The sequence below is a fragment of the Ferviditalea candida genome, from assembly GCF_035282765.1.
GTDB lineage: Bacteria > Bacillota > Bacilli > Paenibacillales > KCTC-25726 > Ferviditalea > Ferviditalea candida.
The window spans coordinates 1-24,594 of record NZ_JAYJLD010000031.1; the positions used below are offsets into that span (position 1 = coordinate 1).

The following is a 24,594-nucleotide window of genomic DNA, read 5'->3' on the forward strand; positions in this document are numbered from 1 at the left end:
CCTTTTTCAACTCTGCTCTAGTCAATGTCAATGTCTCCTGTCCCATAGTGACATTATCTCAGAACAGTTACAGGGTGACATTATCACAGCACAACGACACCCTGTGAGATATACCGTTGACAATGTCTTTTGCTACCTGTTATAATTATAAACTTAGTTTGACATACCGCCTCTGTTTAAGCTATAATTGACAAGGAAAGAGGTGGTAGTTGGCGATGGCTAAGAATGCGCTATTGGAAATCAAACGCAGTTTGGATGCCTATGTAGGCCGCAAAATTCTCTTGAAAGCAAACGGCGGCAGACGAAAGACCATTGAAAGAACCGGTATTCTGGAAGAAACCTACCCTTCTGTTTTCATTGTTAAGTTAGACCAGGAACAGCAGCATTCGTTCAAAAGGGTTTCCTATAGCTATGCGGACATACTTACCGAATCCGTTGAAGTTACAGTATGTAATGATGACGGACAAGTTCGAATCACGTATGTGCCGGTTTGATAACACACCGATACAGCGGCAGAGGCTGAGGCCTACTGCCGCATTTCTTTTTTTGCGGCTTCACATAATATAAGTATCCTCAACGAAAGGAGGCTGTCAGAGGCCGGATGAGCCGCAGAAGACGTGGAATCATGTCGGATGAATTCAAAACGGAGCTTGCCAAGGATCTGGGGATTTATGATACTGTCCAAAAGGATGGCTGGGGAGGAATCACGACGAAGGATGCCGGCAACTTGGTAAAAAGGGCGATTCAGATCGCTGAGCAGTCAGCCGCAGGCCGGACGAAGCGTTAGTGGATTTTCCGAAATTTCGCCCCAAAAAGCTAAAGCGCAAATTCGCTTTAGCTTTTTGGCATTTTTTTGTTATAGTATAGAAAAACCTCTTTAAGATCGAATACTAAATCAGTTGAGGGTGAATGATGAGAATCAGGGAAAAAGCGCCGGCAAAAATCAATCTATCACTGGACGTGCTTCATAAAAGAAATGACGGTTATCATGAAGTGGAAATGGTCATGACGATGGTTGATTTGGCGGATCATTTGGAACTGGAAGAACTTCCGAGGGATACGATTATTATTTCTAGCCAGGCCACGTATTTACCGCTGGATGATAAGAATTTGGCGTTTCAGGCTGCAAAGCTGATGAAAGAGCGCTATGACGTTCGAAAGGGCGTATACATTCATCTGGACAAAAAAATTCCGGTCGCAGCGGGACTAGCCGGGGGCAGCAGCGATGCGGCTGCGGTTTTGCGCGGCTTGAACAAACTGTGGGGGCTCAACATTCCGATGGACGAGCTTTCGATCCTGGGAGCTGAATTGGGATCGGATGTTCCATTCTGCTTGACCGGAGGGACAGCGGTTGCCACGGGAAGGGGTGAAAAGCTGAAAGCCATCGGTTCGCCGCCTCAATGCTGGGTTGTTCTGGCCAAACCGCCAATAAACGTATCCACTTCGGAAATTTACGGAAAATTGCGGGCGGATCAAATAAAGCATCATCCTCCGACCCGGAATGTGATTCAGGCGATTGAACAAAAGAATTTTGACAAGCTGTGCGAATCGCTGGGCAATGTGCTTGAAGAAGTCACGATGGAACTGTATCCCGAGGTGCGTCAGCTGAAGGAATCGATGATCCGCTTGGGTGCCGAGGGAGTATTGATGTCCGGAAGCGGGCCGACGGTTTTCGGCCTGGTTTCCAAGGAATCGAAAATACCGAGAATCTACAACGGTCTTCGCGGGTTTTGCAAACAGGTGTATCCCGTACGATTGTTGACATAACGGGGCGATGGGCCGGTTGATTGCGGCCCTTGTTGATAAAAACCGTATAAAGATGATATATTTACTTTATATTGTTCGTGTTTTACATATTTGATGTGCGATGGGGGGGTGCATGTGAAAAAATTCCGTAGAAGTTCAAGATTGGTGGAGATGACGCAGTATTTGCTTGAACGCCCCCATGTTCTAATTCCATTGACGGTTTTTGCGGAAAAATACAACTCAGCGAAGTCTTCCATCAGTGAGGATTTGGCGATTATCAAGGAAGTATTCGAAACTGAGGGCAACGGGGAACTGCATACATTGGCCGGAGCGGCAGGGGGAGTCAAATATATCCCCAAGCTTTCCCGCAGCAGCGCGCTTGACATCATCGGCTCGATTTGCACCCAGCTCTCGCAGCCTGAGCGGGTTTTGCCGGGCGGTTATTTGTATTTGTCGGATGTTCTGGGGCAGCCGGCCATCCTGCATGCCATCGGAAGAATGTTTGCATCCGTATTCGCGGATCTGAAAGCGGATGTCGTGATGACCGTCGAAACGAAAGGAATCCCGATCGCTCATGCGATTGCCTCCTATCTCAACCTGCCTGTGGTGATCGTGCGCAGGGATCATCAGGTAACAGAAGGATCCGCGGTAAGCATCAACTATGTTTCCGGCTCCAGCAAGCGGATCCATACGATGTCGCTGGCCCGCAGGGCTCTGGAAGCAAATGCAAAGGTACTTATCGTAGATGATTTTATGCGGGCGGGCGGGACGATTCGGGGTATGATGGATCTGCTTCAAGAGTTTCAGGCCACCGTTTTGGGTGTCGGCGTGTTCGTCGAATCCGGAGAAATCGAACCTGCGGAACAATTGGTCCATGAATATATTTCTCTGGCCAAAATTTCCGGCATCGATCCGAAGAACAGACAGATTGCTGTTCAACCGGGAAATTATTTCACTATATCCGGTTCACATTGAATTATTTTTTAGAGGAAATTTCAAGAGGAGGTTTGTTTATGCAAATTCAACCCGTTGCTACTTCTGCGGCGCCGTCCGCAATCGGTCCGTACTCTCAAGCCGTTCGGGCGGGTTCGTTTATTTTTACTTCAGGACAGATTCCTTTGGATGCGGAGGGGAATTTGGTCCAAGGAGGAATCGTGGAGCAAACGCAGCAGGTTTTCCGAAATCTGAAGGCCGTTCTTGAAGCGGCGGAAGCCGGATTTCAGGATGTGGTGAAAGCTACGGTATTCATCAAAGACATGAATCAATTTGCCGCGGTTAATGAAGTTTACGCCTCTCATTTCGGGGATCACAAGCCGGCCCGCTCGACGGTAGAGGTGGCAAGGCTGCCCAAGGATGTGCTGATCGAAATCGAATTAATTGCTGTTAAAGGTTAAGGCATCGCGGTGAAATAACTTCGAAAAGACAAAGATCAATCAAGCAGCTTGAACCTCGGCCGGCAAAAGTGACAACTAATTTCGTTGCGTGTCCTAAGTGGTAAAAAAATAATAAACTTTACAAAAAAAAGAAGGAATTAATGAATGTTTTGTGGAATATATCACCAAGTCTTTTGATTGGAAAAGGTGGTGACATAATTGCAAATTACTGATGTGAGACTCCGCCGTGTAAACTCCGAAGGACGCATGAAGGCTATTGCCTCAATTACCATTGATAACGAGTTTGTTGTTCATGACATTCGCGTGATTGACGGGAACAACGGCATGTTTGTGGCAATGCCCAGCAAACGAACTCCCGATGGAGAATTTCGTGACATTGCCCATCCGATCTCCTCTGCGACAAGGGAAAAGATTCAAACGGCTGTTTTGGCGGAATATGAAAATGCGGAATTAGCGGAGGAAGAAGTAATAGAAGAAGGAGCTTAATCGCCGGCGGAATGACAAGAAAAGGACCAAAGCCTCGCTCTTTGGCTCCTTTTCTTTTTGTGTAAAGTAAGATATATTCGATTTAGTCGTCAAATTTCCCGGTAGACGTCCATGCCGTTTTCACAGCGCCAACGGACGATGACAATGGCGCGTTAGCGTCCCCGAAGTATTCACATTGAATTGATTTTTTCAAAGGCATTCAATTTTCAAGATAGGAGGTAGGCTTTTCATGCAGATCATGGCAGTGGTCCTTGCTGCCGGACAAGGAAAACGAATGAAATCAAAGCTTTATAAAGTGCTGCATCCGGTTTGCGGGAAAGCGATGGTTGGGCATGTTACCGACACGCTACGGAGCATGAACACCGAGAAGATTATTGTGGTGGTCGGTCATGGAGCGGAAGCGGTAAGGTCCTATTTGGGCGGATCCGTCGAATATGCGCTTCAAGCCGAACAGTTGGGAACGGCGCATGCCGTGCTGCAGGCCAAAGAGTTATTGGAGAATGAGGACGGCACAACGATCGTCATTTGCGGCGATACTCCGTTAATCCGGGAAGAGACGCTGCGTTCGATGACCGAATGGCACGGGAGCCGGAAAGCCGCCGCGACTGTCCTGACAGCCAGCATGGCCGATCCGCACGGTTACGGCCGGATCATCCGGGATGCGACGGGGAACGTAACGGCCATCGTGGAAGAAAAGGACTGCTCGGAAGAGGAGCGGCGGATTCGGGAAATCAATACGGGCACATACTGTTTCGACAATCGCAAGCTGTTCGCGTCACTGGCCAAAGTGGATAATCATAATGCCCAAAACGAATATTACTTGACCGATGTCATCCGTATATTGAACGAGCAGGGCGAGCGGGTTGAGGGATACGGTTTGGCCGACCCGAATGAGGCGCATGGAGTCAACGACCGGGCGGCGCTTGCGGTTGCGGAGAAGCTGATGCGGGAACGCATCAACTTGGATCATATGCGCAACGGAGTCACGATGATCAATCCGGAGCAGACATACATTGATAGGAGTGTGCGGATCGGAGAAGACACGGTGCTGTATCCCGGCACTTGGCTGCGCGGAAATACGGTGGTCGGAAGGGATTGTGTCATCGGTCCGAATTCGGAGATTTCCGATTCATGGATCGGCGACGGTGTCCAAGTGAAGCAGTCGGTCCTGAAAGAAGCGGAAGTGGGCGACCGCAGCTCCGTCGGTCCTTTTGCCTATCTGCGGGCGGGCTCGAACATTGGCAGCGAAGTTAAAATCGGCGATTTTGTTGAAATCAAAAACGCCAGCATCGCTAGCGGTTCGAAGGTTTCCCATCTGGCTTATGTAGGCGATGCCAAAATCGGCAAGGATGTCAACGTCGGCTGCGGAGCCATTACGGTCAACTACGACGGATACCGCAAGCATCTGACGGAAGTGGAGGACGGCGCCTTCATCGGCAGCAATGTGAACCTGATCGCGCCTGTCAGGATAGGCAAAGGCGCTTACGTCGTCGCCGGCTCTACCATTACCCATAATGTTGACGAGAATGATCTGGCCATAGCCAGGGAACGGCAAATCAATAAACCGGGTTATGCGGAAAAAATGCGAAATCGGATTAAAGTCCGGAACAACGAAGAGAAACCGTGATTCAGGTTTAGAAACCTCCTGATTTGGGGCAAAGTAATAACAATGAAATCAAGGAGGTTTCTTTGCATGGTGCGTCTGCAAGCGAACAAAAGGGAAAATGCAACAAAATCGTCGTTAAGAAGCTTGCGGGAGAACGGCAAGATTCCCGCGGTCGTTTATGGGAAGTCGGCTTCAGCGACGCCGATCGCAGTCGATATGAAGGAATTGCGCTGATCAAAAGCGACGATAACCGGATCATTGAATTGGAAGTGCCGGATCAGGGCAGTCGACCGGTTATGATCAGAGAGATTCAACGGGATGCTCTTAACAGGGAGATTCTGCATGTCGATTTTCGCGAGATCAACTTAAACCAACCCATCAAAACGACGGTTCGAATCGATTACTCAGGCCATTCTCCGGGGGTGGAGCACGGCGGGATTCTTCAGGTACAGATGCATGAAATCGAAGTCGAGGCGCTTCCTCAGAGGATCCCTTCTGCCATTGAAGCCGACATGAGCTCGCTTGATTTGGGAGGACATCTGCTGGCCGGCGATCTTAGCGCACCGGAAGGTGTTAAAATCGTAACAAACCCTGAGGAAGTCATTGCCACTATTCTTACGCCTCGCGAGGAAGAGACGCTTGAGCCGGAAGCTGAAGCGGCGGACGAAGGTGAACCCGGATTGGCGGAGAAGGATGAGGCTAAACCGTTGCAAACGGAATAGAGGCCTTAAGGGCTGCGTTTCGCAACGAAAGTAGCCCTTACGGTTTTTTTTGTTGCTATCATTTAATAACCGGGTCTGGAAATAAAGGTAAAAAATTCGCGTCTGTAGTAGACATTGTTGATTTTGATATAATACGCCGTAATGGCTTCGACAAATCCGATGTCGTTGTGCTGCTTCTCCAAATAAATTTGGACAGGCACACGGTGTTCATAATGATCCCAAAAATGAAGGTCTTCCGTCAAAACCTGACCATTCAAATACATTTTTCATCACCTACTTGGCAATTTTGGCTTGTCCTCGGTTTCTAATTATGACAATTGACATTATCAAATCGTTTCACTATCTTGAAAAAAAGACACAAGCGGAAGTATCCCGCTTTCAGTATAAATGTGAATTCTTCAAGGATGCATCGCGCGCCATTCTTCATCACCTGCCGGTGTCATGAAAATGGCAGGGGACGTCTACTTTGAAAAATTCGGCATAACCTTTGTAGGGGAATGGGGGAGAGAAGTTTGAAATGGATCGTCGGTCTCGGGAATCCCGGCAGCCGGTATGCGGACACCAGGCATAACGTCGGATTTATGGCGCTTGACCGATTGGCCGAAAGGTGGGGTATTTCCTTTCAACAAAACCGATTTAACGCACGGCTCGGTGAAGGAACGGTCAACGGGGAAAAAGCCGTGCTGCTTCAGCCGCAGACGTTTATGAATCTGTCCGGAGAGTCGGTTGCCGCTTACCGGGGTTTTTTTAAGGCGCAAACTGAAGATTTGATTGTCGTTTATGATGACTTGGATACGCCCTTGGGGCAGATCCGCCTTCGACTCAAAGGAAGCGCCGGCGGACATAACGGGATCAAATCGATTATTCAGCACATCGGCTCTCAGGAATTTAACCGGATTCGGATCGGGATCTCTCGTCCGGGGCCTGATTGGGACATCGCCAATTATGTGCTGTCTCCTTTTCCCAAATCGGAACGCGAGACATTGAAGCAGGTTCTTGAGCTGACATGCGATGCCTTGGAACAGACCATGAAAGATCCTTTTGAAAAAGTCATGGCCAAATTCAACGCGCGCGCGGGCGAGTGAATATATTGAACAATTGAATTTATTTTTAAGCGGAAGTAAATTTTCAAGATATGCGGCTAATCCTGGCGTAAAATGGGCATAATGAAGAGCATAACATCCTGCCAGGGGGCATACAAATGTCAATAAAATATATTTGCCGTCATTGTCACGCGACCATTGGAGAAATTGAGAAACCCTTAATTAGCGAAGAGGAACTGGGGTTTCATTTCTTGACCCCGGAGGAACGTAGGGATATAATATCCTATAATCAGGATGGCGGCATGACGGTCAAAGTCGTTTGCGATTATTGCAAAGAAGCTCTGGACAACTACCCGGAACTGTCACTGCTGGTCAATCCGCTCCAATGAAATTTTACTAAACTTCCGCCAGATACAGTAGCCTTGGCTGGTTTGCCGAGGCTTATTTCCTATTGCTTCCAAATAAGCCAGAGATTATTGCTGCTCGTTCAATTGTTGATTTCTTTCGATGCAAAAGGGGGAAAAGTCATAAAAATGGATCAATTGCTTCAGGCATTCTCGGAGGATGCCGATTTCGCTTCCATTGTATCCGGTATTCGCGCGGGAATGAAAGAACAGATGATTGCCGGTTTGGCCGGTTCTTCGCGTCAGGTACTGATGGCTTCATTATACAGGGAGCTGCAGCGGCCAATTGTTGTGATTACCCACAATATGTTTTCGGCCCAAAGAATTGCCGAAGACCTGAATGAATGCGCACTGACAGAGGTACTGCTCTACCCGGCCAATGAACTGCTGATTGCCGAAGCGGCAATCTCCAGTCCGGAAACGCTTTCCCAGCGCATTGAAGTGCTGTCTAAGCTGGCCAACGGTTTTCGCGGAATCGTCGTCGTTCCATTTGCCGGAGTCCGCAAGTTCCTGCCATCCAAACAAATGATCGCCGAGGCGCAAATCAGGATTGCCGTCGGGGATTCGTTCCCATTGGACAGCTTTGTCTCGAGGATATGCGAAATCGGTTATGAAAGAGTGGAACGGGTCGAAAATAAGGGGGAAATGAGTGTTCGCGGAGGCATTGTCGACTTTTTTCCGTTGACCTCTCCGACTCCATACAGAATCGAATGGTTTGATGAAGAGGTAGACTCGATCCGCACTTTTGATCCTTCCGATCAGCGCTCCATGGAGAAATGCCAATCGGTAACGGTCACCCCATGCAAGGAAATCATCGCCGATCGCCGCCGATTTGAGAATGCGGCGCAGCATACGTACGAACGTTTGCAGGAGCAGTTGGCCAAAATGAGCGACCGCAAGGCCAAAGAGAAGCTTCTGGAGACCTTATCCGGCGAAATTGAGCAGCTGCGGGAAGGAATCTATTTTCAAGAGATTTTTAAATATATTTCTTTCTTGTATCCGGAAAGGCAGACATTGCTCGACTATATTCCGGAAGACAGCATTCTAGTCTTGGATGAACCGATCCGTCTGCAGGAAACGTCCAGACAAATGGAGCGGGATGAGGCGGAGACGACCACCTATCTGCTGCAGGAAGGCAAATTTCTACCCGCATTTGCCCTTTCCAAAAACTATGGTTCCCTGCTTCCCCATACCCCGTTTCCAAAGCTGTATCTTTCCTTGTTTCTGCGCCAAGTGCCGCAGACACAGCCGCAGAACATCGTAAATTTCATGTGCCGGGCGATGCAAAATTTCCACGGTCAAATGCATGTGCTGAAGGCCGAAATGGAGCGCTGGGGAAAATCGGGCACGAAGGTAATGGTGCTGGCCAACGGAGCGGATCGGGTGGAAAGGGTACGCAGGGTGCTGCAGGACTATCAGATCGATGTACCGACTTTGATCGATGGGAATCTCCAAACCGGCTTCGAATTGACGTCGGTTCGGCTGTCGGTCATTACTGAAGGGGAACTGTTCACTCAAAAGCAAAGGAAGGTCAGAAAGCCGGACAGGAAGCTTGAGAATGCCGAACGGATCAAAAGCTACCTCGATCTGAAGGTCGGGGACTACGTGGTGCATGTCAACCACGGGATCGGCAAGTATGTCGGCATCGGCACCCTGGAAATCAACGGAATTCATAAGGATTACATTCATATCCTTTATGCCGGTGGAGACAAACTCTCCGTCCCGATCGATCAGATTGATATGGTGCAGAAATACGTCGGATCCGATGAAAAGGAGCCCAAGCTTTACAAGCTGGGCGGCGCGGAATGGGCGAGAATCAAAAACAAAGTCCGGTCATCGGTCAAAGATATTGCCGAGGATCTGATTCAATTGTATGCTAAGAGACAATCCTCACCGGGATTCACGTTCAGCCAGGACACGTCTTACCAACAGGAATTTGAAAGCATGTTTCCTTATGAAGAAACGCCGGATCAGCTGCGGGCCATCGAGGAGATCAAAAAGGACATGGAGCTGAGCCGTCCGATGGATCGGCTGCTGTGCGGCGATGTCGGCTACGGCAAGACGGAAGTGGCGATCCGGGCCGCTTTCAAGGCGGCTATCGAATCCAAGCAAGTGGCGGTTCTCGTCCCGACGACGATTCTTGCCCAGCAGCATTATGAAACGTTCCGGGAACGGTTTGCCGGCTATCCGATCCGGATTGAGGTGTTGAGCCGATTCCGCAGCAAGAAGGAACAATTGGAAGTGATTAAAGCGATCAAGAACGGTACTGCCGATATTGTCATCGGCACGCACCGGCTGTTGTCAAGCGATATCCGATTTAAGGATCTGGGGCTGCTGATTGTCGATGAAGAGCAGCGGTTCGGGGTTTCTCACAAAGAAAAGCTGAAGAAATTGAAAACCAATGTGGATGTGCTCACATTAACAGCCACGCCGATTCCGCGAACGCTCCACATGTCCATGCTCGGTGTACGCGATCTGTCAGTCATCGAAACTCCGCCGGAGAACCGCTTTCCGGTGCAGACCTACGTGGTTGAATACAGCAACGCTTTGGTACGCGAGGCGATCGAACGGGAATTGGCCCGGAACGGACAGGTCTATTACTTGTTTAATCGCGTTCAGGGGATTCATCAGATGGCGGAAAGAATATCCGAGCTGGTTCCCGACGCCAGGGTAGCCGTGGCTCACGGTCAAATGCCCGAACAGGAGCTGGAACGGATCATCCTTGATTTTCTGGATGGGGAGTACGATGTGCTGGTAAGCACGACGATCATCGAAACCGGCGTCGACATTCCCAATGTCAATACGCTGATCGTACACGATGCGGATAAAATGGGTCTTTCCCAGCTTTATCAGCTGCGCGGTCGGGTCGGCCGGTCGAACAGAATCGCGTATGCCTATTTTACCTATGAAAAGGATAAAGTGCTTTCCGAAGTTTCCGAGAAACGGCTGCAGGCCATCAAACAGTTTACGGAACTGGGTTCCGGTTTCAAAATTGCCATGCGGGATTTGAGCATCCGCGGAGCCGGCAATCTGCTGGGGGCGGAACAGCATGGATTTATCGCCTCGGTCGGTTTTGACCTGTACTCCCAAATGCTCGCCGAAGAAATCGGAAAACTGAAAAAAGGAATGGAGAACGAGCCGGAGGCAGAGCCTGCTGAAATAACGACACAGATCGATCTCAGCTTGGATGCCTATCTGCCCTCCGATTACATTTACGATAATATGCAAAAAATTGAAGTTTATAAAAAAGTCGCGAGCATTAAAAGCTTGGAAGATGCGGAGGATCTGCGGGAAGAATTGGTGGATCGCTTCGGCGATTTGCCGCAGGCTGTCAACAATTTGCTGGCAGTCGGCCGGTTGAAGGTATACGGCAACCGTTACGGCATCCTCTCCATTTCGCAAAAAGGGGATGAAATTCTACTCAGTATTCATGACAGCCAGAATCAGCTGATCGATGGCCAGAAGCTGTTTGCGATCACGAAAGACATCGGCACCCGGGTGAAGTTTCTCAACGGACCGCATATTCAACTCTCTTTCGGTATCAAAGGTTTGAAGCCAGAAGAATCCATAGATTTGCTTGAAAGGTTCCTGGTACAATATAATGAGGTGATTAAACCGAAAGGGGAACTACAAAATGTTGCACAGTAATTCCAAACGACGCGGATTCCGATGGATCAAGGGTTTGATGATCGCGTTCCTGACCGTCTCCCTGTTGACTGCCTGCGGACAAAAACAGGCTTCGGAAGGACAAGCCTCCGGCAAGGTGGTCGCCACTTATAAAGGCGGACAGGTTACGGAAGATCAGCTTAATGCTTTTTTGGGAGCGAATAAATTTTTTAATATGTCTCCCTATTACGGAATGCTGGAATCCAGCCCCACATTCAAAAAGGATATGCTTGATCAGTATATCGCTTTTCAATATTTGACTGCGGGCGCAAGCGATGAGATCAAGAAGAACGCCGATCAAAAATCGGAAGATCAAATGAAAAGCTTGAAAGAATCGATCAATACGAATGCGGATAATAAAAAGAAGTTTGAGGATATGCTGAAAGAGCTAAAAATCACGGAAAAGGACCTGCAAGAGTATATGAGGGTCAGATTTGCGCTGAGCGACATGCTGGACCGGAAGTTTCCTGATGACAAACTGAAGGAACAGTATGACAAGGATATCCAGGCGGACAAACAAGCTTATGTCGATACAGCTACTGTGGATCATATTCTGATTGCCCTTAAGGATCAGAACGGCAAAGATCTCCGGACGAAGGAGCAGGCTCTGGCCAGGGCCAAGGAAGTGGAAGCCAAATTGAAGAATAACGGGGATTTTGCGGCGCTGGCCAAGGAATATTCCGACGACCCCGGTTCCAAGGATAACGGCGGACAATACAAGGAAGCGAATATTGACTCCTGGGTTCCCGAATTCCGCCAGGCTGCATTGGATCTGCCGCTGAACCAAATCAGCGATCCGGTGGAAACCCAGTTCGGTTACCACATCATGAAGGTGGAATGGCGTAATTCCAACAAGTTTGAAGATGTTAAGAGCAAGGTTCGGGATAAGTTGGTACAGGCTTATTTCTCCGACTTCATGCAGAAGGATCTTCCGGGGATCATTACAAAAGTCGATTTGCCGGCGGAAACGCCGACACCCGCGCCCTCGGCTGCGGACGCTCCGGCAAAATCGGACGGACAGGTAAAGCCTCAGGAAACCGCAAGCAAATAATTTGGTGAACACGCAATCATTCAGCCCATACATTACCCGGCCCGTTTGGACCGGGTTTTTTTGCGCCGGGCGGCGGGGGTGTATAAGAAACTGGGAACAGAAGAATACTATGGTCAGAAATCGGTCAACTTCGAGATGCAAAGTGTTACTGTTTCGAATCGTCAATATCCAGGGGTACAATACTTCTATGGAAAGTGAGGCAGCATGAAGAATGAAAGCAACTGGAATTGTTCGTCGCATCGATGATTTAGGACGGGTCGTCATTCCCAAAGAAATCCGGCGGACTTTGAGAATTCGGGAAGGAGACCCCTTGGAAATTTTTGTGGATCGGGACGGTGAAGTGATACTCAAGAAATATTCACCAATCGGGGAATTGGGAGATTTCGCGAAGGAATATGCCGAGTCCTTGTTTGAAAGCACCGGACATATCATTATGATATCCGATCGCGACAGCATTATTGCCGTCTCGGGAGCCTCGAAGAAAGACTATTTGGACAAGCAGATTGGTTCGATTGTGGAAAGCTGTATGGAAAATCGAAAGCCGGTTTTGGAAACGACTGAAGGGCAGTACGATCTTTGCAAGGATATAACCGAGCACTACACTTCGTTCGTAATAAGCCCGATCATTGCCGGCGGGGATCCGATCGGATCGGTTATTTTGGCCTCCAAAACGGAGGGCGCCAAAATGGCCCAAATGGAACAAAAAATGGCGGAAACCGCTTCGGGTTTTCTCGCCAAACAGATGGAACAATAAGAAATAACCGGAACATAAGAACATAAGGCATCGCGATGAAAGTGGAACTAATTTCATCGCGAGCCCTAAGACGCAGCTTTCCCGGGAGCGGGCCAAACCGCTTGCGGGAAGGCTCTTTTCTTTACTACATAAGAGTTTGTTTTCAGCATATAAATAAGCTTATTCCGCTACGGTAAACTCACCCCGTCTTAGGTAAGACGGCGAAGCCGTTTATCCTTGGGCCGAATTTATTTCTAATAGGGAATGGGTTATAATGTCTATTATGCCAAGTCAAAAAAATGCGCATAATTTGAGTACGCGGAGAATGGCTATGTCGATAAAAGACGGGGCGAGCGCGACGGGTTCTAAATTGTTGAAGGGCGCTACCATTTTGGGAATAGCCGCAGTCGTTTCCAAGCTGATGGGTACGCTGCAGAAGATCCCGCTGCAAAATATTGGCGGTGATCAGACATTCGGCGTCTATTCAGCCGTATACCCGTTTTATATATTGATCATGTTTTTGGCTACGGCCGGCTTTCCGGTCGCCGTCTCCAAATTTGTTTCCGAAAGAACGGCTCAAGGCAACGAACGGGGTGCCCGCAGAGTCCTGTACGTTTCCAGTATGATCCTGATGCTTACAGGCCTTTTGTTTTTCTGCATTCTTTTCTTCGGCGCAGGTCTGATTGCGGGATGGATACATAACGACCAAACCAAACCGGCCATTCAGAGCGCTGCTTTCGCTCTGCTGTTCGTTCCGCAGATGGCCTCGCTGCGCGGCTATTTCCAAGGACGGCAAAACATGGTGCCGACTGCCATTTCTCAGGTGATCGAACAAGGCGTCCGTGTGGCCGTCATGCTCATGCTGCTGCTTTATCTGCATGCTGCGCACTATCCCGACTCCTGGATTGCGGCCGGAGCCACCTTCGGTTCCGCGGCCGGCGCCTTGGCGGGGCTGGCCTATATGCTTTATTGCTGGTTCAAGGAATTAAAGAACGGGAGCGCGGAAAGGCTCCGGGGCCAAGCGGAGGAGAAGGATGAGCCGCTTTTTCCGCTTGTCAAGCAAATCGTTTACTATGCCCTTCCGATCTGCCTCGGTTCGATCGTCGTCCCGATTTTGAACATCGTCGATTCCTTTACCATGCCGCGCTTGCTCCATCTTCACGGCCTGAGCATGGAAGCGGCCATGGTTCAATTTGGCGTATACAATCGCGGCTTGACGCTGGTTCAGTTGGTTTCAATGATTGCCGGTTCCGTGGCTGTCGCGATCGTCCCGTCGATCGCCGAAGCGAAGGCGGTCGGCAGCCTGAGGTCGATCCGAATCCGAACGGAGCTGTCCGTCCGTTTAACCTGGCTGCTCGGTTTGGCCTCTTCCGCAGGTCTGGCGATGACCGCTTATCCGGTGAATGTGATGCTGTATAAAAATACGGAAGGCACGGCGGCGATCGCCATATTGGCGTTTACCGCCTTGTTCAGCACACTGAATATTACATCGGCGAGCATTCTTCAAGGAATGGGATCGGTCCTTATTCCCGCAGTCAATATGCTTTTGTCAACAGCGCTCAAGGCCGTTTTGAACGTCGCGCTTTTGCCCGTATGGGGCATCAACGGAACGGCGGCCGCCACCGTATTGGCTTTTGCTATGGCCGCCATCCTCAATATCATCGCGTTGACCCGCAGGACGGGCGTCCGTTTTTCCCCGGCTCATTATTTATATAAGCCGATGCTTGCGATAATCGGGATGTGCGTTTTGCTGTTCATGCTGATCCATGGTTCCGAGGCGGCGCTGCGATCAATCCCGGTATCCATGACGTTCCGCCAAGCGCAAACCATCGTTTCGCTGATTGCCGTTGGCGGAGGCGCCCTTGCTTTTTTTCTGCTGATCTTCCGTGTTGGAGTAATTGACGCCAAAGATTTGGAAAGTGTGCCGAATGCAGGCCGTAAATTGCTGCCTTTGCTGATTCGTTTTCGGCTGCTCGGCAGACCGCAGGCTGTTCAAAAGAAGTAACCATTTAAGGAGGAATAAGCGTGTCAGCATCGATAACCGTTGTCGGACTCGGTTCGGGAAATGAGGATCAAATCAGCCTGGGGATTTGGAAACGGTTGAGCCATGCGGAAACCATTTATCTGCGCACCCGCCACCACCCCGCCGTGCATTTGCTGGACGAGCATCATCTTCGTTATGAAAGCTTTGACGGGATGTATGAGCAAAGCGCTTCCTTTCCCGAGGTGTACGAGAATATCGCCCGGGAGCTTGTGCGGATGGCGGAAAAAGACGGGAAAGAAATCGTTTATGCGGTGCCGGGGCATCCGATGGTTGCCGAAAAATCCGTGCTGCTCTTGAAAGATCTATGTGCGGACCGCGGGCTTGAGCTGCATATTCACGGCGGGGAAAGCTTCCTGGATCAGGCTTTTTTGCGCTTGGGCTTTGACCCGATCGAAGGATTTCAGCTGCTGGACGGAACCTCCCTGGAACGAGCGCAGCTGCAGCCGGCGCTTCATACATTGATTGCCCAGGTCTATGACACCAATGTCGCTTCCGATGTGAAATTGACTTTGATGGAGCTTTATCCCGATGAATACCCGGTGGTTGTCGCGCATGCGCTGGGCGTGGATGGCCAGGAACAGATTCTGCGCATTCCGCTGCATGATTTGGATCGCTTGGACGGCTACGGCAATTTGTCGCTCGTTTGGATTCCCGGCACTGATGCGGAGACGGTCACCAACCGGACATTCTCGCGTCTTGAGGAAATCGTGCGGATTCTTCGCAGTCCGGGAGGGTGTCCCTGGGATCGGGAGCAGACGCATCGGAGCATACGCAAAAATCTGATCGAAGAAACCTATGAGGTGCTTGAAACGATCGATGATGACGATCCGGTGGCGATGTGCGAGGAGCTTGGGGATTTGCTGCTGCAAGTCATGCTTCATTCGCAAATGGAAGCGGAAACCGGAATATTCAGCGTATGGGATGTGGTTGAGACGCTGAATCGGAAATTGATTCGCCGCCATCCTCATGTATTTGGCGACCGGTCCGCCGACAGCGCCGAAGCGGCGGTGGAGAACTGGGAGGAGATCAAAGCCAGGGAAAAGCGGGATCGATCGGCCGAAGAATCTGGGCCAGCGCCTGCATCGGTTTTGGCCGGTGTTCCGAGAGATTTGCCGGGCTTGATGAAGGCCTTGAAAATTCAAAAGAAAGCCGCACAAGCAGGCTTCGATTGGGAGCATCCGGAGGATGTGGCGGATAAAATCATCGAGGAATTAAAGGAATTCATGGAGCTTGCCGACGACAGCGTGATGGAGCAGAGGCGGCGGGAGGAAATGGGGGACCTGCTGTTTGCCGTCGTGAATCTGGCCCGTTATTTCAAGATTGATCCGGAAGAGGCGCTGGCCCTGACGATCCGCAAATTTATCCGCCGGTTTTCCTATATCGAGGAGCAGCTAAGAATAAAAGGCAAAGATTTTGGGCAAACTGATTTATTGGAGATGGAACAATGGTGGCAGAACGCTAAGCAGAAAGAATAAAAAAGAAATCTGTCGGAAATTGTACGAAAAACAAAAAAAATTTTTAAAAAATCTTGATGACAGCAGGATTTTCCTGAAAAAGACAGAATACATATTGCGTGAACCTTTTATTTTTGCGATAAACTTGGATCTCCGCACGGAGGTTCAGGTTTCTCAGTAATCTTGCAAATGCAAGAATTTATTTATTAGGAGGTAACTAGAGAATGAACAAAACAGATTTGATCAACAGCATTGCCACAAAAAGTGGATTGACAAAAAAAGATGTTGAGACGGTGCTCAACGGCTTTTTGGGAGAAGTTACGAGTGCATTGTCCAACGGTGACAAGGTTCAGCTGATCGGGTTTGGAACTTTTGAAACCCGCAAGCGCTCCGGCCGCGTCGGCCGCAATCCGCAAACCGGCAAAACCATCACGATTCCCGAATCCAAAGTTCCCGCTTTCAAAGCAGGCAACAAACTTAAAGAAGCCGTAAAATAATGCGATTGGACAAATTCCTCAAGGTTTCCCGGATCATTAAGCGGCGCACAGTCGCCAAAGACGTCTCCGAGCAAGGGAGGGTGTGGATTAACGGAAGGGAAGCCAAGCCGAGCAGTACGGTAAAAATCGGTGATGAACTGGCCATTCAATTCGGACAAAAGACGTTGACCGTACGGATTGAACGACTTGGGGAATCGATGCGCAAGGAAGATGCAGGCAGCATGTACACTCTGCTGAAGGAAGAGATCCATTCGTAAAAAACTCAAATTTAGAGACCCTCAGAAGGGTCTCTTCTTCATTGAGGCGAAACTTTTAGTTCTAATTGGGACGACTCCTCCATAATCTAGAGGTAAAAAGGAGGGGCATGGCCTATGATGGAACAGGGGAAGACCAAAAGACAGGAAATCAAGATGTTGAATCGGAAAATCATGGAGATATCCGGCGTTTTGAACGTTGAGAGCTTTGACAGCGAGGAGTTCCTGCTCGAAACGGAATGCGGATTTTTGAGCATTAAGGGCAGCAACCTGCATATCAAAAACCTCAATCTCGAACAAGGCCTTGTGGCGATCGAAGGCTTGGTGAACGGAATGGAGTATCTGGACGCAAGCTCCCCGGAGAAATCCAAGGGATTTTTGGGTAAATTGTTCAAGTGAGCTTAAACGTCCAGTTCATTACACTATACATGATGTTCGCCAGCGGCTTTGTGCTCGGCGCTTTGTTCGATCTCTACAGGGTGCTTTCGGCGAAGCTTAGCTTTCCTCGCTGGTTGATTCCGATTCTGGACATCATCTATTGGATTGCCGCCATCTTGATTGTGTTTCGGGCGCTGTACATCTCCACTCAGGGCCAGCTGCGATTCAGTGTGTTTTTGGGATTGATCGCGGGCGTAAGCCTCTATTTTTTGTTGTTAAGCCGCTGGACGATTCGTATTATTGTGCTGGCGATTGCCCTGATCCAAAAAATCGTCCGGTTCATTATCGGATTGTTTCACTGGACCGTGATTAAACCTTTGATTCTCCTGTACCGCTTGGTCATCGTCATTTTTGGATTTTTGTCCGCAATAGCTATTTTCATTTTTAAAATTATGATACAATTGCTTTATCCCATATGGAAATTATTCGCATTTCCCCTTCGCCCTCTCAAACCGTATTTTCATTGGGTAGACGGGATGATCCGATTTGTCAAAAGGATAATCCGGCGATTTTTTAATAAATAAGGCATCGCGATGAAATAACTCATCGCGAGCCCTAACTGAATCATCACGGCAGTTCCGACGCAGAGAGCCGATGGCGATGCTGATCCCGGGGAGGATGTTTGGCGATAATGAACGAAGCATATATGCATAGTGAACCGAACCAATCTAATAAAGGCAAGCGAAGAAGGCTTCGTCTGTTGACGTTCATTTTGATGAGCTTTATGTGTTGGACAGCCATTACTTTGTGGAATCAACAGGGGGACCTGAACGCCAAGTACACTCGGTTATCCTCGATACAGACGCAATTGGAGGAATCGAAAAAAATCAACGAGCAGTTAAAAATGGAAATCACACGTTTGAACGACAATGAATATATTGAACAAAGAGTAAGGAAGGATTATAGAATGACCCGGCCGGGGGAAACGCTTTTCATCACTCCGATGAACGGCGAGTAGGGAAAAGTCCCATATTGACCTTGTTTTGGCCATCAGTTATAATCTGCATAGCAGACGTCTCAGCTTTTTTCATGGCACCGGCGGGATCCTGCATTATTCCAAGGGAGGAACATTTCGTTTTATGTCAATTCAAGTGGGCACCAAGTTGGAAGGCAAGGTGACAGGGATTACTCATTTCGGAGCGTTTGTCGAACTTCCCGGAGGAGTCACCGGCCTTGTTCACATTTCGGAAATCGCGGATAACTATGTAAAGGACGTCAAGGATCATCTCAAGATCGACGACGTCGTTACCGTCAAAGTCATCAATGTGGACAAGGATGGGAAAATCGGTTTGTCCATTAAACAGGCGGTGGATAAACCCAAGACGGAAAAGCCCGCCCGTCCGGAAAGACAAGGAAGTTTTGGAAGCAGGCCTGAAAGACAGGGAGGATTTGGCGGACGGCCTGAATCCAACGGCAGCCGAGGTAGTCATCACCGTTCAGGAGACAGGAATCAGGATTGGGGACACCGTTCACCCGGAAGATCTCCTTCGTTCGAAGAGAAAATGGTACGTTTTCTCAGGGATAGTGAAGAGCGCATATCGTCTCTCAAGAAAAATACCGATTCCAAACGGGGAGGGAGAGGCGCGAAACGCGTTTAACCATAAATTCGAATTTTTCACCGCATAAGAATTTATAAGTTTCCGAGCTTTTTGGAAAGGCAAATTCTTATCGGCATGAAAAACTTCCTTGAAACGCGGTCCGGCTGCTTAGAGTGACTTCGATAGAAGTTTTTCTTATATACATGAACCGAACCTCGGACTGCACGGCGCATGATTGCCCCGCTGCAGTTCTTTTCATGCTGGCAACGAGTCCGGTCTGCAAGCGTTTCAACTGAGGATTCTTGACAATATCCGGAGGCATATTATATACTCATGTTTGTTGTGGCGGTGTAGCTCAGTTGGCTAGAGCGTACGGTTCATACCCGTGAGGTCGGGGGTTCGAGGCCCTTCGCCGCTATATTTTACAATGAAGGGGCTGTCCCGTAAGTGGAAAAATCTACTGGGGGTCAGCCCTATTTATGTAATTAAAGATAGTTGCACCATGGTATAATTAGACAGACATATGGGATCGTTCCTTTCTTGGTATTTGTTGGGTGACACTTACATTTTACCGAGTTTGGACGATCTCTTCTTTATTTTTATACGAAAAAGGGGATTCCCCTCGTATTCAGGGCTGCTGAAAAACGCCAGCGGGCTTGGCAGAGGTAAATCTGTTTCGGTACGATAGTTTTTCAGCAGCCCCCTACTTACGGGACATCTCTTTTTTTTGCCGTCAGCCCGCAGCATTCGCGGGAATTTGCGTAAAGTCTTTGGAATCATGATAATTCCGCATGAAAAACCTGATTTTTTGTCGCAAATTTCTTGGAATCTTCCAACCTATTCTGACAAACTTTATCTTTGATAGATTTTATAATAGAGAGCACACGAAAAAAGAGAATGAGCGTCCTTGAGGAAGTGAATTTTCAAGATGGACGTCCCATGCCATTTCCATGGCACCAGCGGGTGATGAAAATGGCGCGCGATGCATCCTTGAAGAATTCACAATGAATTGATTTTTGCGGAAGCGAATTTTCAAGATAGGTGGTGCCTCTTTCATGCAGACAAAGAATTCAACGGTTAGGTCCCCTTCTGCCGTGCGCAATGCATTAAGCAGATTCCGCCGTTTCCGGGGCGGGGGGCTGATGGAATACCCATATGTACAAGCCCTGGCAGATCATAAATGGTCGATTGCGCTGGTGGCCATGGCTTTTTTGCTGGGGAGAGCGATGATCCTGGAGCAGCTGTCCCCTTTTGCACTGGCCTACTTTGCCGTCATATATTATCTGCGGAGAGAGCTGCTGCTGTGGACAAGCTTTAGCCTATTGGCCGGCAACCTGCTGGCTGTTCAGCCGCAAATCGGGCATATTGCCGTTCAATTGGGCGTGTTTTACCTCATTCAGCAAGCGCTGGGCAGGTATGACCGAACGGAGCTGTCCCACGCCCCGATGATTGTTTTTATTTCCTCGTTTTCGGTCAGGTTGTTTTCTTATATGGTTAACGGGAACCTCACCTGGTTTTCGTTAATGATGACTTCGATTGAATCGGTGCTAGGCTTTGTCCTCACGTTGATTTTTATTCAGGCGCTTCCGGTATTCACGTTGAAGAAGAAAAATACGCAGCTCAGAAATGAAGAGATTATCTGTTTGATTATCCTGCTGGGGTCGGTTATGACGGGAACGGTGGGATGGTTGATCGGGCCGGTTTCAGTGGAGCATGTTCTGTCCAGGTATTTGATTCTGCTCTTTGCATTGGTGGGCGGCGCGCCGTTAGGCGCTTCCGTCGGGGTTGTGACCGGGCTGATTTTGAGTCTGGCGGACATCCATGCCGTGCAGCAAATGAGCTTGCTGGCGTTTGCCGGGCTGTTGGCGGGTCTTTTGAAGGAAGGTAAGAAAGCGGCGGTATCGATAGGATTAATGTTGGGGGCATCGATTCTTTCCGTATATATCGGCAGTCAGGATGAGGTGCTCGTTTCCACATTGGAATCGGGCACGGCAGTTTTGCTGCTGTTTTTGACGCCGAAAAGCCTGATCTCGCTGATCGCCAAATTTGTGCCGGGAACACAGGAGAATTTAAAGTCCCAATACGAATACGCCAAAAAGGTCCGGGAGATCACCGCGGGCAGGGTGGAGCAATTTTCGGAAGTATTCCGGCAGCTGGCCGGCAGCTTCAAGCATTTCGGAATTGATGGTCAGGAAGTGCGAAAGGATGAAGAAATGGGCCATTTCATGAATTCGATCGCGGACCGTTCCTGTACCTCCTGTTGGAAAAGGGAGAAATGCTGGGAAACGAATTTCTTCCAAACCTATAAATTCATGACCGACATGATGACCTCGATTGAGGAAAATCCGGGATTTTCCAAGGAGGATATTCCTGTTTCCTGGACAAGAATTTGCGTAAAAAGCGAAGCGGTCATGGACATCATGAAGCAGCAATACGACCTGTACAAGCATGACCGGCACTGGAGAAAACAAATTAACGACAGCCGCCACTTGGTTGCGGAGCAGCTGTCCGGTGTGTCCCAGGTGATGCAGGATCTGGCCATGGAGATCAAACGGGAGGGCCAGGAAATGCACATCCAGGAAGAGCAGATTCGTTTGGCGCTGGAAAAGCTCGGCCTGTCGATTCATACAATTGATATCGTCAGCCTTGAAGAAGGAAATGTGGAAATTGAAATTGTTCACCAGTATACCAAAGGATTCGATGAGTGCCGGAAAATCATCGCCCCGCTTTTATCCGATATAATGGGGGAAAACATCGTCGTCAAAAGCGAGCAATATTCGGACCGTAAAGACGGGTGTTATAGGGTAGTGTTCGGATCGGCCAAGGAGTTCGATGTGGAAACCGGCATTGCGGCAGCTGCCAAAGGAGGAGCGCTGCTTTCCGGTGACAGCTACAGTGCGGCGGAGCTCGGAAACGGCAAGTTTGCAGTCGCCTTGAGCGACGGCATGGGCAACGGCGAACGCGCCAAGATGGAAAGCAGCGCCGCGTTGGCGATTCTTCGGCAGCTGCTGCAGACCGGCATGGAGGAAAAATTGGCGATCAAATCCGTCAATTCCGTGTTGGCGCTGCGTTCTTCGGACGAAGTGTTCGCGACGATCGATATGGCGCTGGTCGATCTGTATTCCGCAAAGACGACGTTTCTGAAAATCGGCTCCTCCCCCAGCTTCATCAAACGCGGAGGGGAGGTGATTCCTGTATCGGCCAACAATTTGCCCGTGGGGATTCTGCAGGATATAGACATTGATCTGGTGTCCGTACAGTTGAAGCCGGGAGATATCCTGTTTATGCTGACCGACGGCATTTACGACGCTCCCGGACCCGCAGTGAACAAGGAGCTGTGGATGAAGCGGATGATTCAGGAAATTGAAGCGGAAACCCCCCAGGAAATCGCCGATTGCTTACTGGAAAAAGTCGTTCGCTACCATCACGGGGATATTTACGATGACATGACAGTGGTCGTAGCCAAAATCGAGAAATTTCGTCCGGAATGGTCAACGATCCGTTGGCCGGGAGTTTCCCGCATCGAACGGCCCAAGACGGTGAGTTGACGGAAGTTTTAGATAGCATTCATTTGGCTGAAGCGGAGTATGGGAAGATGCCGGATAAGCGACTTTGGCTTTGAGTTTCAACTACTGTGAAATTTCATGACAGAAACTCAAAACAACGGAGCTTGGAGGCACTTCCCATACGCAGCTGATAGCAGCGATGAATGCAAACGGAATAAATATTCAGCATTTTCGGTCCGTTCGACGGACAGTTCGCCTGCGCCTGATTAGACGGCCTCCCGTGTGGAAAGACTGGATAACAGCAAGATTCGTAGATTTCAAGATTCCAGTGTTCCAACAAGGAGGTCGTTAATGTTGATGAGACAAATCATACTGGTCACCGACGGCTGTTCCAATGTCGGCATCAGTCCGGTGGTTGCGGCGGCTCATGCGCTGGCCGAAAATATTGTGGTAAATGTGGTCGGAGTCGTGGACGAAGGGGAGATCGGCGACAGGGGCAAAGAGGAAATTGAGGAAATCGCCAGAGCCGGAGGCGGGTTGAGCAGAGTGGTGCCGATCGTCCATCTTTCGAGGACTATTCAGATGATGACGCGCAAAACGGTTGTTCATACGGTGCAGCAGGCGGTGCAGAAAGAACTGCGGCAAATGTTTGGAAATGCCCCGATTACGGCGCTTCCCCCCGACGATCGGGAGAAAGTGGTCCAACTGATCGATGATATGGCGGAGACCTCATCGCTTCAGGTGGCTTTGTTGGTTGATGCGAGCGCCAGCATGAAACCGAAGATGAAAGCTGTGGAGGATGCCATTCGCGATTTGATGATCAGCCTGCAGGCCCGCGCGGGAAAAAGCGAAATCAGCGTCTTTCATTTTCCGAAATTTGGCGGAGAAGACGGGGACATCGTCATGGATCTTCATTGGACGCGGGATCTTGCAAAAATCGGCAACTTATTTTATAAATTAAACATGAAGGGGACCACACCGACGGGCCCCGCATTGATGCAACTGGTTCGCTTTATCGTGGGTGGAATAAAGGCTCCGGAGGGTTGGACAGACTCCGATCCGGCCAAAGGCGGTATGCTGGGTGACTATATCATATGAATCGGCATTTGCCGCAGGGGCAATCATTACAGGCAAATGGCACGGGAGGAACTACAGGATCCTGCGAATATTGGGGGAGGGCGCCAATGGAAAAGTGTTTCTGGCGTCAGCCGGAGCGGGGAAAAATCTGTGCGCCGTAAAGATCGGGTACGATCCGTTGGATTTGCAGTCGGAAATCAACGTGCTGAAATCCTTGAGCCGATCGGACAGGCGCAATGATTTTTTTCTGGATGCGGATGATTTTGCATACAAGGGCCAAACGTATCCTTTTTATGTGATGAAATTCATTCAGGGGATCCGCTTTGACGAGTTTCTTCAAACCTATGGCCAAGATTGGCTGTACATAACGGCTTATAGACTTTTGTCGAAATTGAATCGTCTGCACCGGCAAGGATGGATCTTCGGAGATCTGAAGAATGAAAACGTGCTGGTGGCAGGCTACGGACATATCGAATTGATCGACTACGGAGGAGTCACGCAGACCGGGCGTTCCATCAAGCAGTTCACGGAATTTTACGACCGCGGCTTTTGGAACGCGGGATTGCGAACGGCTGAAGAAGGATATGATCTGTTTTCATTCGCTCTGCTGATACTCCAACTGGCTGACGATCGGAAGCAATTGGAGCGCCTTCGGGCTCAGCTGCCCCAGAACCGGAGCGCGGAGGACTTGCTGGAGGTTGCCCGATCATCCCCTGCTTGTGCGCCGGTGTTTCCATTCCTTGCCAAAGCGCTTCAAGGACGTTATGTCTCGTCGGATGAAGCTCTGGAGGAATGGCGGGAACTCACGCTGAAGGCCGGGGCAAAGTGTGCGCTGAGGCCAAGGATGCCCTGGTTGAAGGGATTTTTTATCGCTTCGCTCATCTTATTTATTTCGACACTGGTGTTTTTGCTGCAGCAGGGTTGATTGCGGAAGG

Annotated in this window: 25 protein-coding genes, 1 tRNA gene and 1 pseudogene; 26 read left to right on the top strand and 1 reads right to left on the bottom strand. The window is 49.5% G+C overall.

The features are described from left to right. Window positions 1-215: 215 nt before the first annotated feature. From veg to VF724_RS16730, 9 genes and pseudogenes are all read left to right on the top strand, one after another. Window positions 216-494, top strand: a complete 279-nt coding sequence (veg, locus tag VF724_RS16690; protein ID WP_371755378.1) for a biofilm formation stimulator Veg — start codon at window positions 216-218, stop codon at window positions 492-494. Between the two features lie 107 nt (window positions 495-601). Beyond that, window positions 602-787, top strand: a complete 186-nt coding sequence (locus VF724_RS16695; protein WP_371755379.1) for a small, acid-soluble spore protein, alpha/beta type — start codon at window positions 602-604, stop codon at window positions 785-787. 125 nt (window positions 788-912) lie between these two features. Further along, complete coding sequence (ispE, locus tag VF724_RS16700; protein WP_371755380.1) at window positions 913-1,767, top strand: 4-(cytidine 5'-diphospho)-2-C-methyl-D-erythritol kinase; 855 nt, start codon at window positions 913-915, stop codon at window positions 1,765-1,767. Window positions 1,768-1,881: 114 nt separating this feature from the next. Then, window positions 1,882-2,721, top strand: a complete 840-nt coding sequence (gene purR / locus VF724_RS16705) for a pur operon repressor (protein WP_371755381.1) — start codon at window positions 1,882-1,884, stop codon at window positions 2,719-2,721. A gap of 38 nt (window positions 2,722-2,759) precedes the next feature. Next, the gene (locus VF724_RS16710) at window positions 2,760-3,140 is read left to right on the top strand and encodes a RidA family protein (RefSeq protein ID WP_371755382.1); all 381 of its coding nucleotides are present in this window, start codon (window positions 2,760-2,762) and stop codon (window positions 3,138-3,140) included. 198 nt (window positions 3,141-3,338) lie between these two features. Then, the gene (gene spoVG / locus VF724_RS16715; RefSeq protein WP_371755383.1) at window positions 3,339-3,626 is read left to right on the top strand and encodes a septation regulator SpoVG; all 288 of its coding nucleotides are present in this window, start codon (window positions 3,339-3,341) and stop codon (window positions 3,624-3,626) included. Window positions 3,627-3,855: 229 nt separating this feature from the next. Next, the gene (gene glmU / locus VF724_RS16720; RefSeq protein WP_371755384.1) at window positions 3,856-5,253 is read left to right on the top strand and encodes a bifunctional UDP-N-acetylglucosamine diphosphorylase/glucosamine-1-phosphate N-acetyltransferase GlmU; all 1,398 of its coding nucleotides are present in this window, start codon (window positions 3,856-3,858) and stop codon (window positions 5,251-5,253) included. 66 nt (window positions 5,254-5,319) lie between these two features. Further along, a pseudogene (locus VF724_RS16725) lies at window positions 5,320-5,516 on the top strand (50S ribosomal protein L25); the annotation flags it as partial. Window positions 5,517-5,528: 12 nt separating this feature from the next. Beyond that, window positions 5,529-5,954, top strand: coding sequence for a 50S ribosomal protein L25 (locus VF724_RS16730; RefSeq protein ID WP_371755419.1), 426 nt, complete (start codon window positions 5,529-5,531; stop codon window positions 5,952-5,954). A 62-nt stretch (window positions 5,955-6,016) separates the two neighbouring features. Here the strand turns inward: VF724_RS16730 and VF724_RS16735 are convergent, their stop codons facing one another. Continuing rightward, window positions 6,017-6,217, bottom strand: coding sequence for a hypothetical protein (locus tag VF724_RS16735; protein ID WP_371755385.1), 201 nt, complete (start codon window positions 6,215-6,217; stop codon window positions 6,017-6,019). A gap of 249 nt (window positions 6,218-6,466) precedes the next feature. Between VF724_RS16735 and pth the strand changes: the two genes are divergently transcribed. The 17 genes from pth (at window position 6,467) to VF724_RS16820 (ending at window position 24,584) form a co-directional block, all read left to right on the top strand. Further along, window positions 6,467-7,039, top strand: coding sequence for an aminoacyl-tRNA hydrolase (pth, locus tag VF724_RS16740; RefSeq protein WP_371755386.1), 573 nt, complete (start codon window positions 6,467-6,469; stop codon window positions 7,037-7,039). 116 nt (window positions 7,040-7,155) lie between these two features. Next, entirely contained in the window at window positions 7,156-7,386 is a 231-nt protein-coding gene (fin, locus tag VF724_RS16745; protein WP_371755387.1) for an anti-sigma-F factor Fin, read from the top strand. Between the two features lie 144 nt (window positions 7,387-7,530). Further along, window positions 7,531-11,049 carry a transcription-repair coupling factor gene (mfd, locus tag VF724_RS16750; RefSeq protein WP_371755388.1) on the top strand — a complete coding sequence of 1,173 codons (3,519 nt, stop codon included), beginning with the start codon at window positions 7,531-7,533 and terminating at the stop codon, window positions 11,047-11,049. Beyond that, the gene (locus tag VF724_RS16755; protein WP_371755389.1) at window positions 11,036-12,118 is read left to right on the top strand and encodes a peptidylprolyl isomerase; all 1,083 of its coding nucleotides are present in this window, start codon (window positions 11,036-11,038) and stop codon (window positions 12,116-12,118) included. Before mfd ends, VF724_RS16755 begins: the two co-directional genes overlap by 14 nt. A 211-nt stretch (window positions 12,119-12,329) precedes the next feature. Next, entirely contained in the window at window positions 12,330-12,872 is a 543-nt protein-coding gene (gene spoVT, locus VF724_RS16760; protein ID WP_371755390.1) for a stage V sporulation protein T, read from the top strand. Window positions 12,873-13,182: 310 nt separating this feature from the next. After that, on the top strand, window positions 13,183-14,856 hold the full coding sequence (locus VF724_RS16765) for a putative polysaccharide biosynthesis protein (RefSeq protein WP_371755391.1): 1,674 nt from the start codon (window positions 13,183-13,185) through the stop codon (window positions 14,854-14,856). Between the two features lie 20 nt (window positions 14,857-14,876). Next, complete coding sequence (gene yabN / locus VF724_RS16770) at window positions 14,877-16,370, top strand: bifunctional methyltransferase/pyrophosphohydrolase YabN (protein ID WP_371755392.1); 1,494 nt, start codon at window positions 14,877-14,879, stop codon at window positions 16,368-16,370. 203 nt (window positions 16,371-16,573) lie between these two features. Continuing rightward, a complete protein-coding gene (locus VF724_RS16775) occupies window positions 16,574-16,846 on the top strand; it encodes an HU family DNA-binding protein (RefSeq protein WP_371755393.1) in 273 nt (90 codons plus the stop codon). Continuing rightward, window positions 16,846-17,103, top strand: coding sequence for an RNA-binding S4 domain-containing protein (locus VF724_RS16780; RefSeq protein ID WP_371755394.1), 258 nt, complete (start codon window positions 16,846-16,848; stop codon window positions 17,101-17,103). The genes VF724_RS16775 and VF724_RS16780 overlap by 1 nt, the downstream gene beginning before the upstream one ends. A 114-nt stretch (window positions 17,104-17,217) precedes the next feature. After that, window positions 17,218-17,499 (top strand): sporulation protein YabP, encoded by a 282-nt coding sequence (gene yabP, locus VF724_RS16785; RefSeq protein ID WP_371755395.1) that lies wholly within the window; start codon window positions 17,218-17,220, stop codon window positions 17,497-17,499. Then, window positions 17,496-18,062, top strand: coding sequence for a spore cortex biosynthesis protein YabQ (gene yabQ, locus VF724_RS16790; RefSeq protein WP_371755396.1), 567 nt, complete (start codon window positions 17,496-17,498; stop codon window positions 18,060-18,062). Before yabP ends, yabQ begins: the two co-directional genes overlap by 4 nt. A gap of 107 nt (window positions 18,063-18,169) precedes the next feature. Beyond that, window positions 18,170-18,496, top strand: a complete 327-nt coding sequence (locus VF724_RS16795; protein WP_371755397.1) for an FtsB family cell division protein — start codon at window positions 18,170-18,172, stop codon at window positions 18,494-18,496. Window positions 18,497-18,617: 121 nt separating this feature from the next. Continuing rightward, complete coding sequence (locus VF724_RS16800) at window positions 18,618-19,136, top strand: S1 domain-containing RNA-binding protein (protein WP_371755398.1); 519 nt, start codon at window positions 18,618-18,620, stop codon at window positions 19,134-19,136. Window positions 19,137-19,420: 284 nt separating this feature from the next. After that, a tRNA-Met gene (locus VF724_RS16805) sits at window positions 19,421-19,494 on the top strand. Between the two features lie 637 nt (window positions 19,495-20,131). After that, complete coding sequence (gene spoIIE, locus VF724_RS16810; RefSeq protein ID WP_371755399.1) at window positions 20,132-22,624, top strand: stage II sporulation protein E; 2,493 nt, start codon at window positions 20,132-20,134, stop codon at window positions 22,622-22,624. A 315-nt stretch (window positions 22,625-22,939) separates the two neighbouring features. After that, window positions 22,940-23,680, top strand: a complete 741-nt coding sequence (locus tag VF724_RS16815; protein ID WP_371755400.1) for a vWA domain-containing protein — start codon at window positions 22,940-22,942, stop codon at window positions 23,678-23,680. After that, entirely contained in the window at window positions 23,664-24,584 is a 921-nt protein-coding gene (locus VF724_RS16820) for a protein kinase domain-containing protein (protein WP_371755401.1), read from the top strand. Before VF724_RS16815 ends, VF724_RS16820 begins: the two co-directional genes overlap by 17 nt. The last annotated feature ends 10 nt before the right edge of the window (window positions 24,585-24,594 follow it).

Coding starts and splice junctions, on each gene's coding strand:
- veg (WP_371755378.1), top strand. CDS start 216: ATGGCTAAGAATGCGCTATTGGAAATCAAACGCAGTTTGGATGCCTAT.
- VF724_RS16695 (WP_371755379.1), top strand. CDS start 602: ATGAGCCGCAGAAGACGTGGAATCATGTCGGATGAATTCAAAACGGAG.
- ispE (WP_371755380.1), top strand. CDS start 913: ATGAGAATCAGGGAAAAAGCGCCGGCAAAAATCAATCTATCACTGGAC.
- VF724_RS16710 (WP_371755382.1), top strand. CDS start 2,760: ATGCAAATTCAACCCGTTGCTACTTCTGCGGCGCCGTCCGCAATCGGT.
- glmU (WP_371755384.1), top strand. CDS start 3,856: ATGCAGATCATGGCAGTGGTCCTTGCTGCCGGACAAGGAAAACGAATG.
- VF724_RS16730 (WP_371755419.1), top strand. CDS start 5,529: ATGATCAGAGAGATTCAACGGGATGCTCTTAACAGGGAGATTCTGCAT.
- VF724_RS16735 (WP_371755385.1), bottom strand. CDS start 6,217: ATGTATTTGAATGGTCAGGTTTTGACGGAAGACCTTCATTTTTGGGAT.
- fin (WP_371755387.1), top strand. CDS start 7,156: ATGTCAATAAAATATATTTGCCGTCATTGTCACGCGACCATTGGAGAA.
- mfd (WP_371755388.1), top strand. CDS start 7,531: ATGGATCAATTGCTTCAGGCATTCTCGGAGGATGCCGATTTCGCTTCC.
- VF724_RS16755 (WP_371755389.1), top strand. CDS start 11,036: ATGTTGCACAGTAATTCCAAACGACGCGGATTCCGATGGATCAAGGGT.
- spoVT (WP_371755390.1), top strand. CDS start 12,330: ATGAAAGCAACTGGAATTGTTCGTCGCATCGATGATTTAGGACGGGTC.
- VF724_RS16765 (WP_371755391.1), top strand. CDS start 13,183: ATGTCGATAAAAGACGGGGCGAGCGCGACGGGTTCTAAATTGTTGAAG.
- VF724_RS16775 (WP_371755393.1), top strand. CDS start 16,574: ATGAACAAAACAGATTTGATCAACAGCATTGCCACAAAAAGTGGATTG.
- VF724_RS16780 (WP_371755394.1), top strand. CDS start 16,846: ATGCGATTGGACAAATTCCTCAAGGTTTCCCGGATCATTAAGCGGCGC.
- yabP (WP_371755395.1), top strand. CDS start 17,218: ATGATGGAACAGGGGAAGACCAAAAGACAGGAAATCAAGATGTTGAAT.
- VF724_RS16795 (WP_371755397.1), top strand. CDS start 18,170: ATGAACGAAGCATATATGCATAGTGAACCGAACCAATCTAATAAAGGC.
- VF724_RS16800 (WP_371755398.1), top strand. CDS start 18,618: ATGTCAATTCAAGTGGGCACCAAGTTGGAAGGCAAGGTGACAGGGATT.
- spoIIE (WP_371755399.1), top strand. CDS start 20,132: ATGCAGACAAAGAATTCAACGGTTAGGTCCCCTTCTGCCGTGCGCAAT.
- VF724_RS16815 (WP_371755400.1), top strand. CDS start 22,940: ATGAGACAAATCATACTGGTCACCGACGGCTGTTCCAATGTCGGCATC.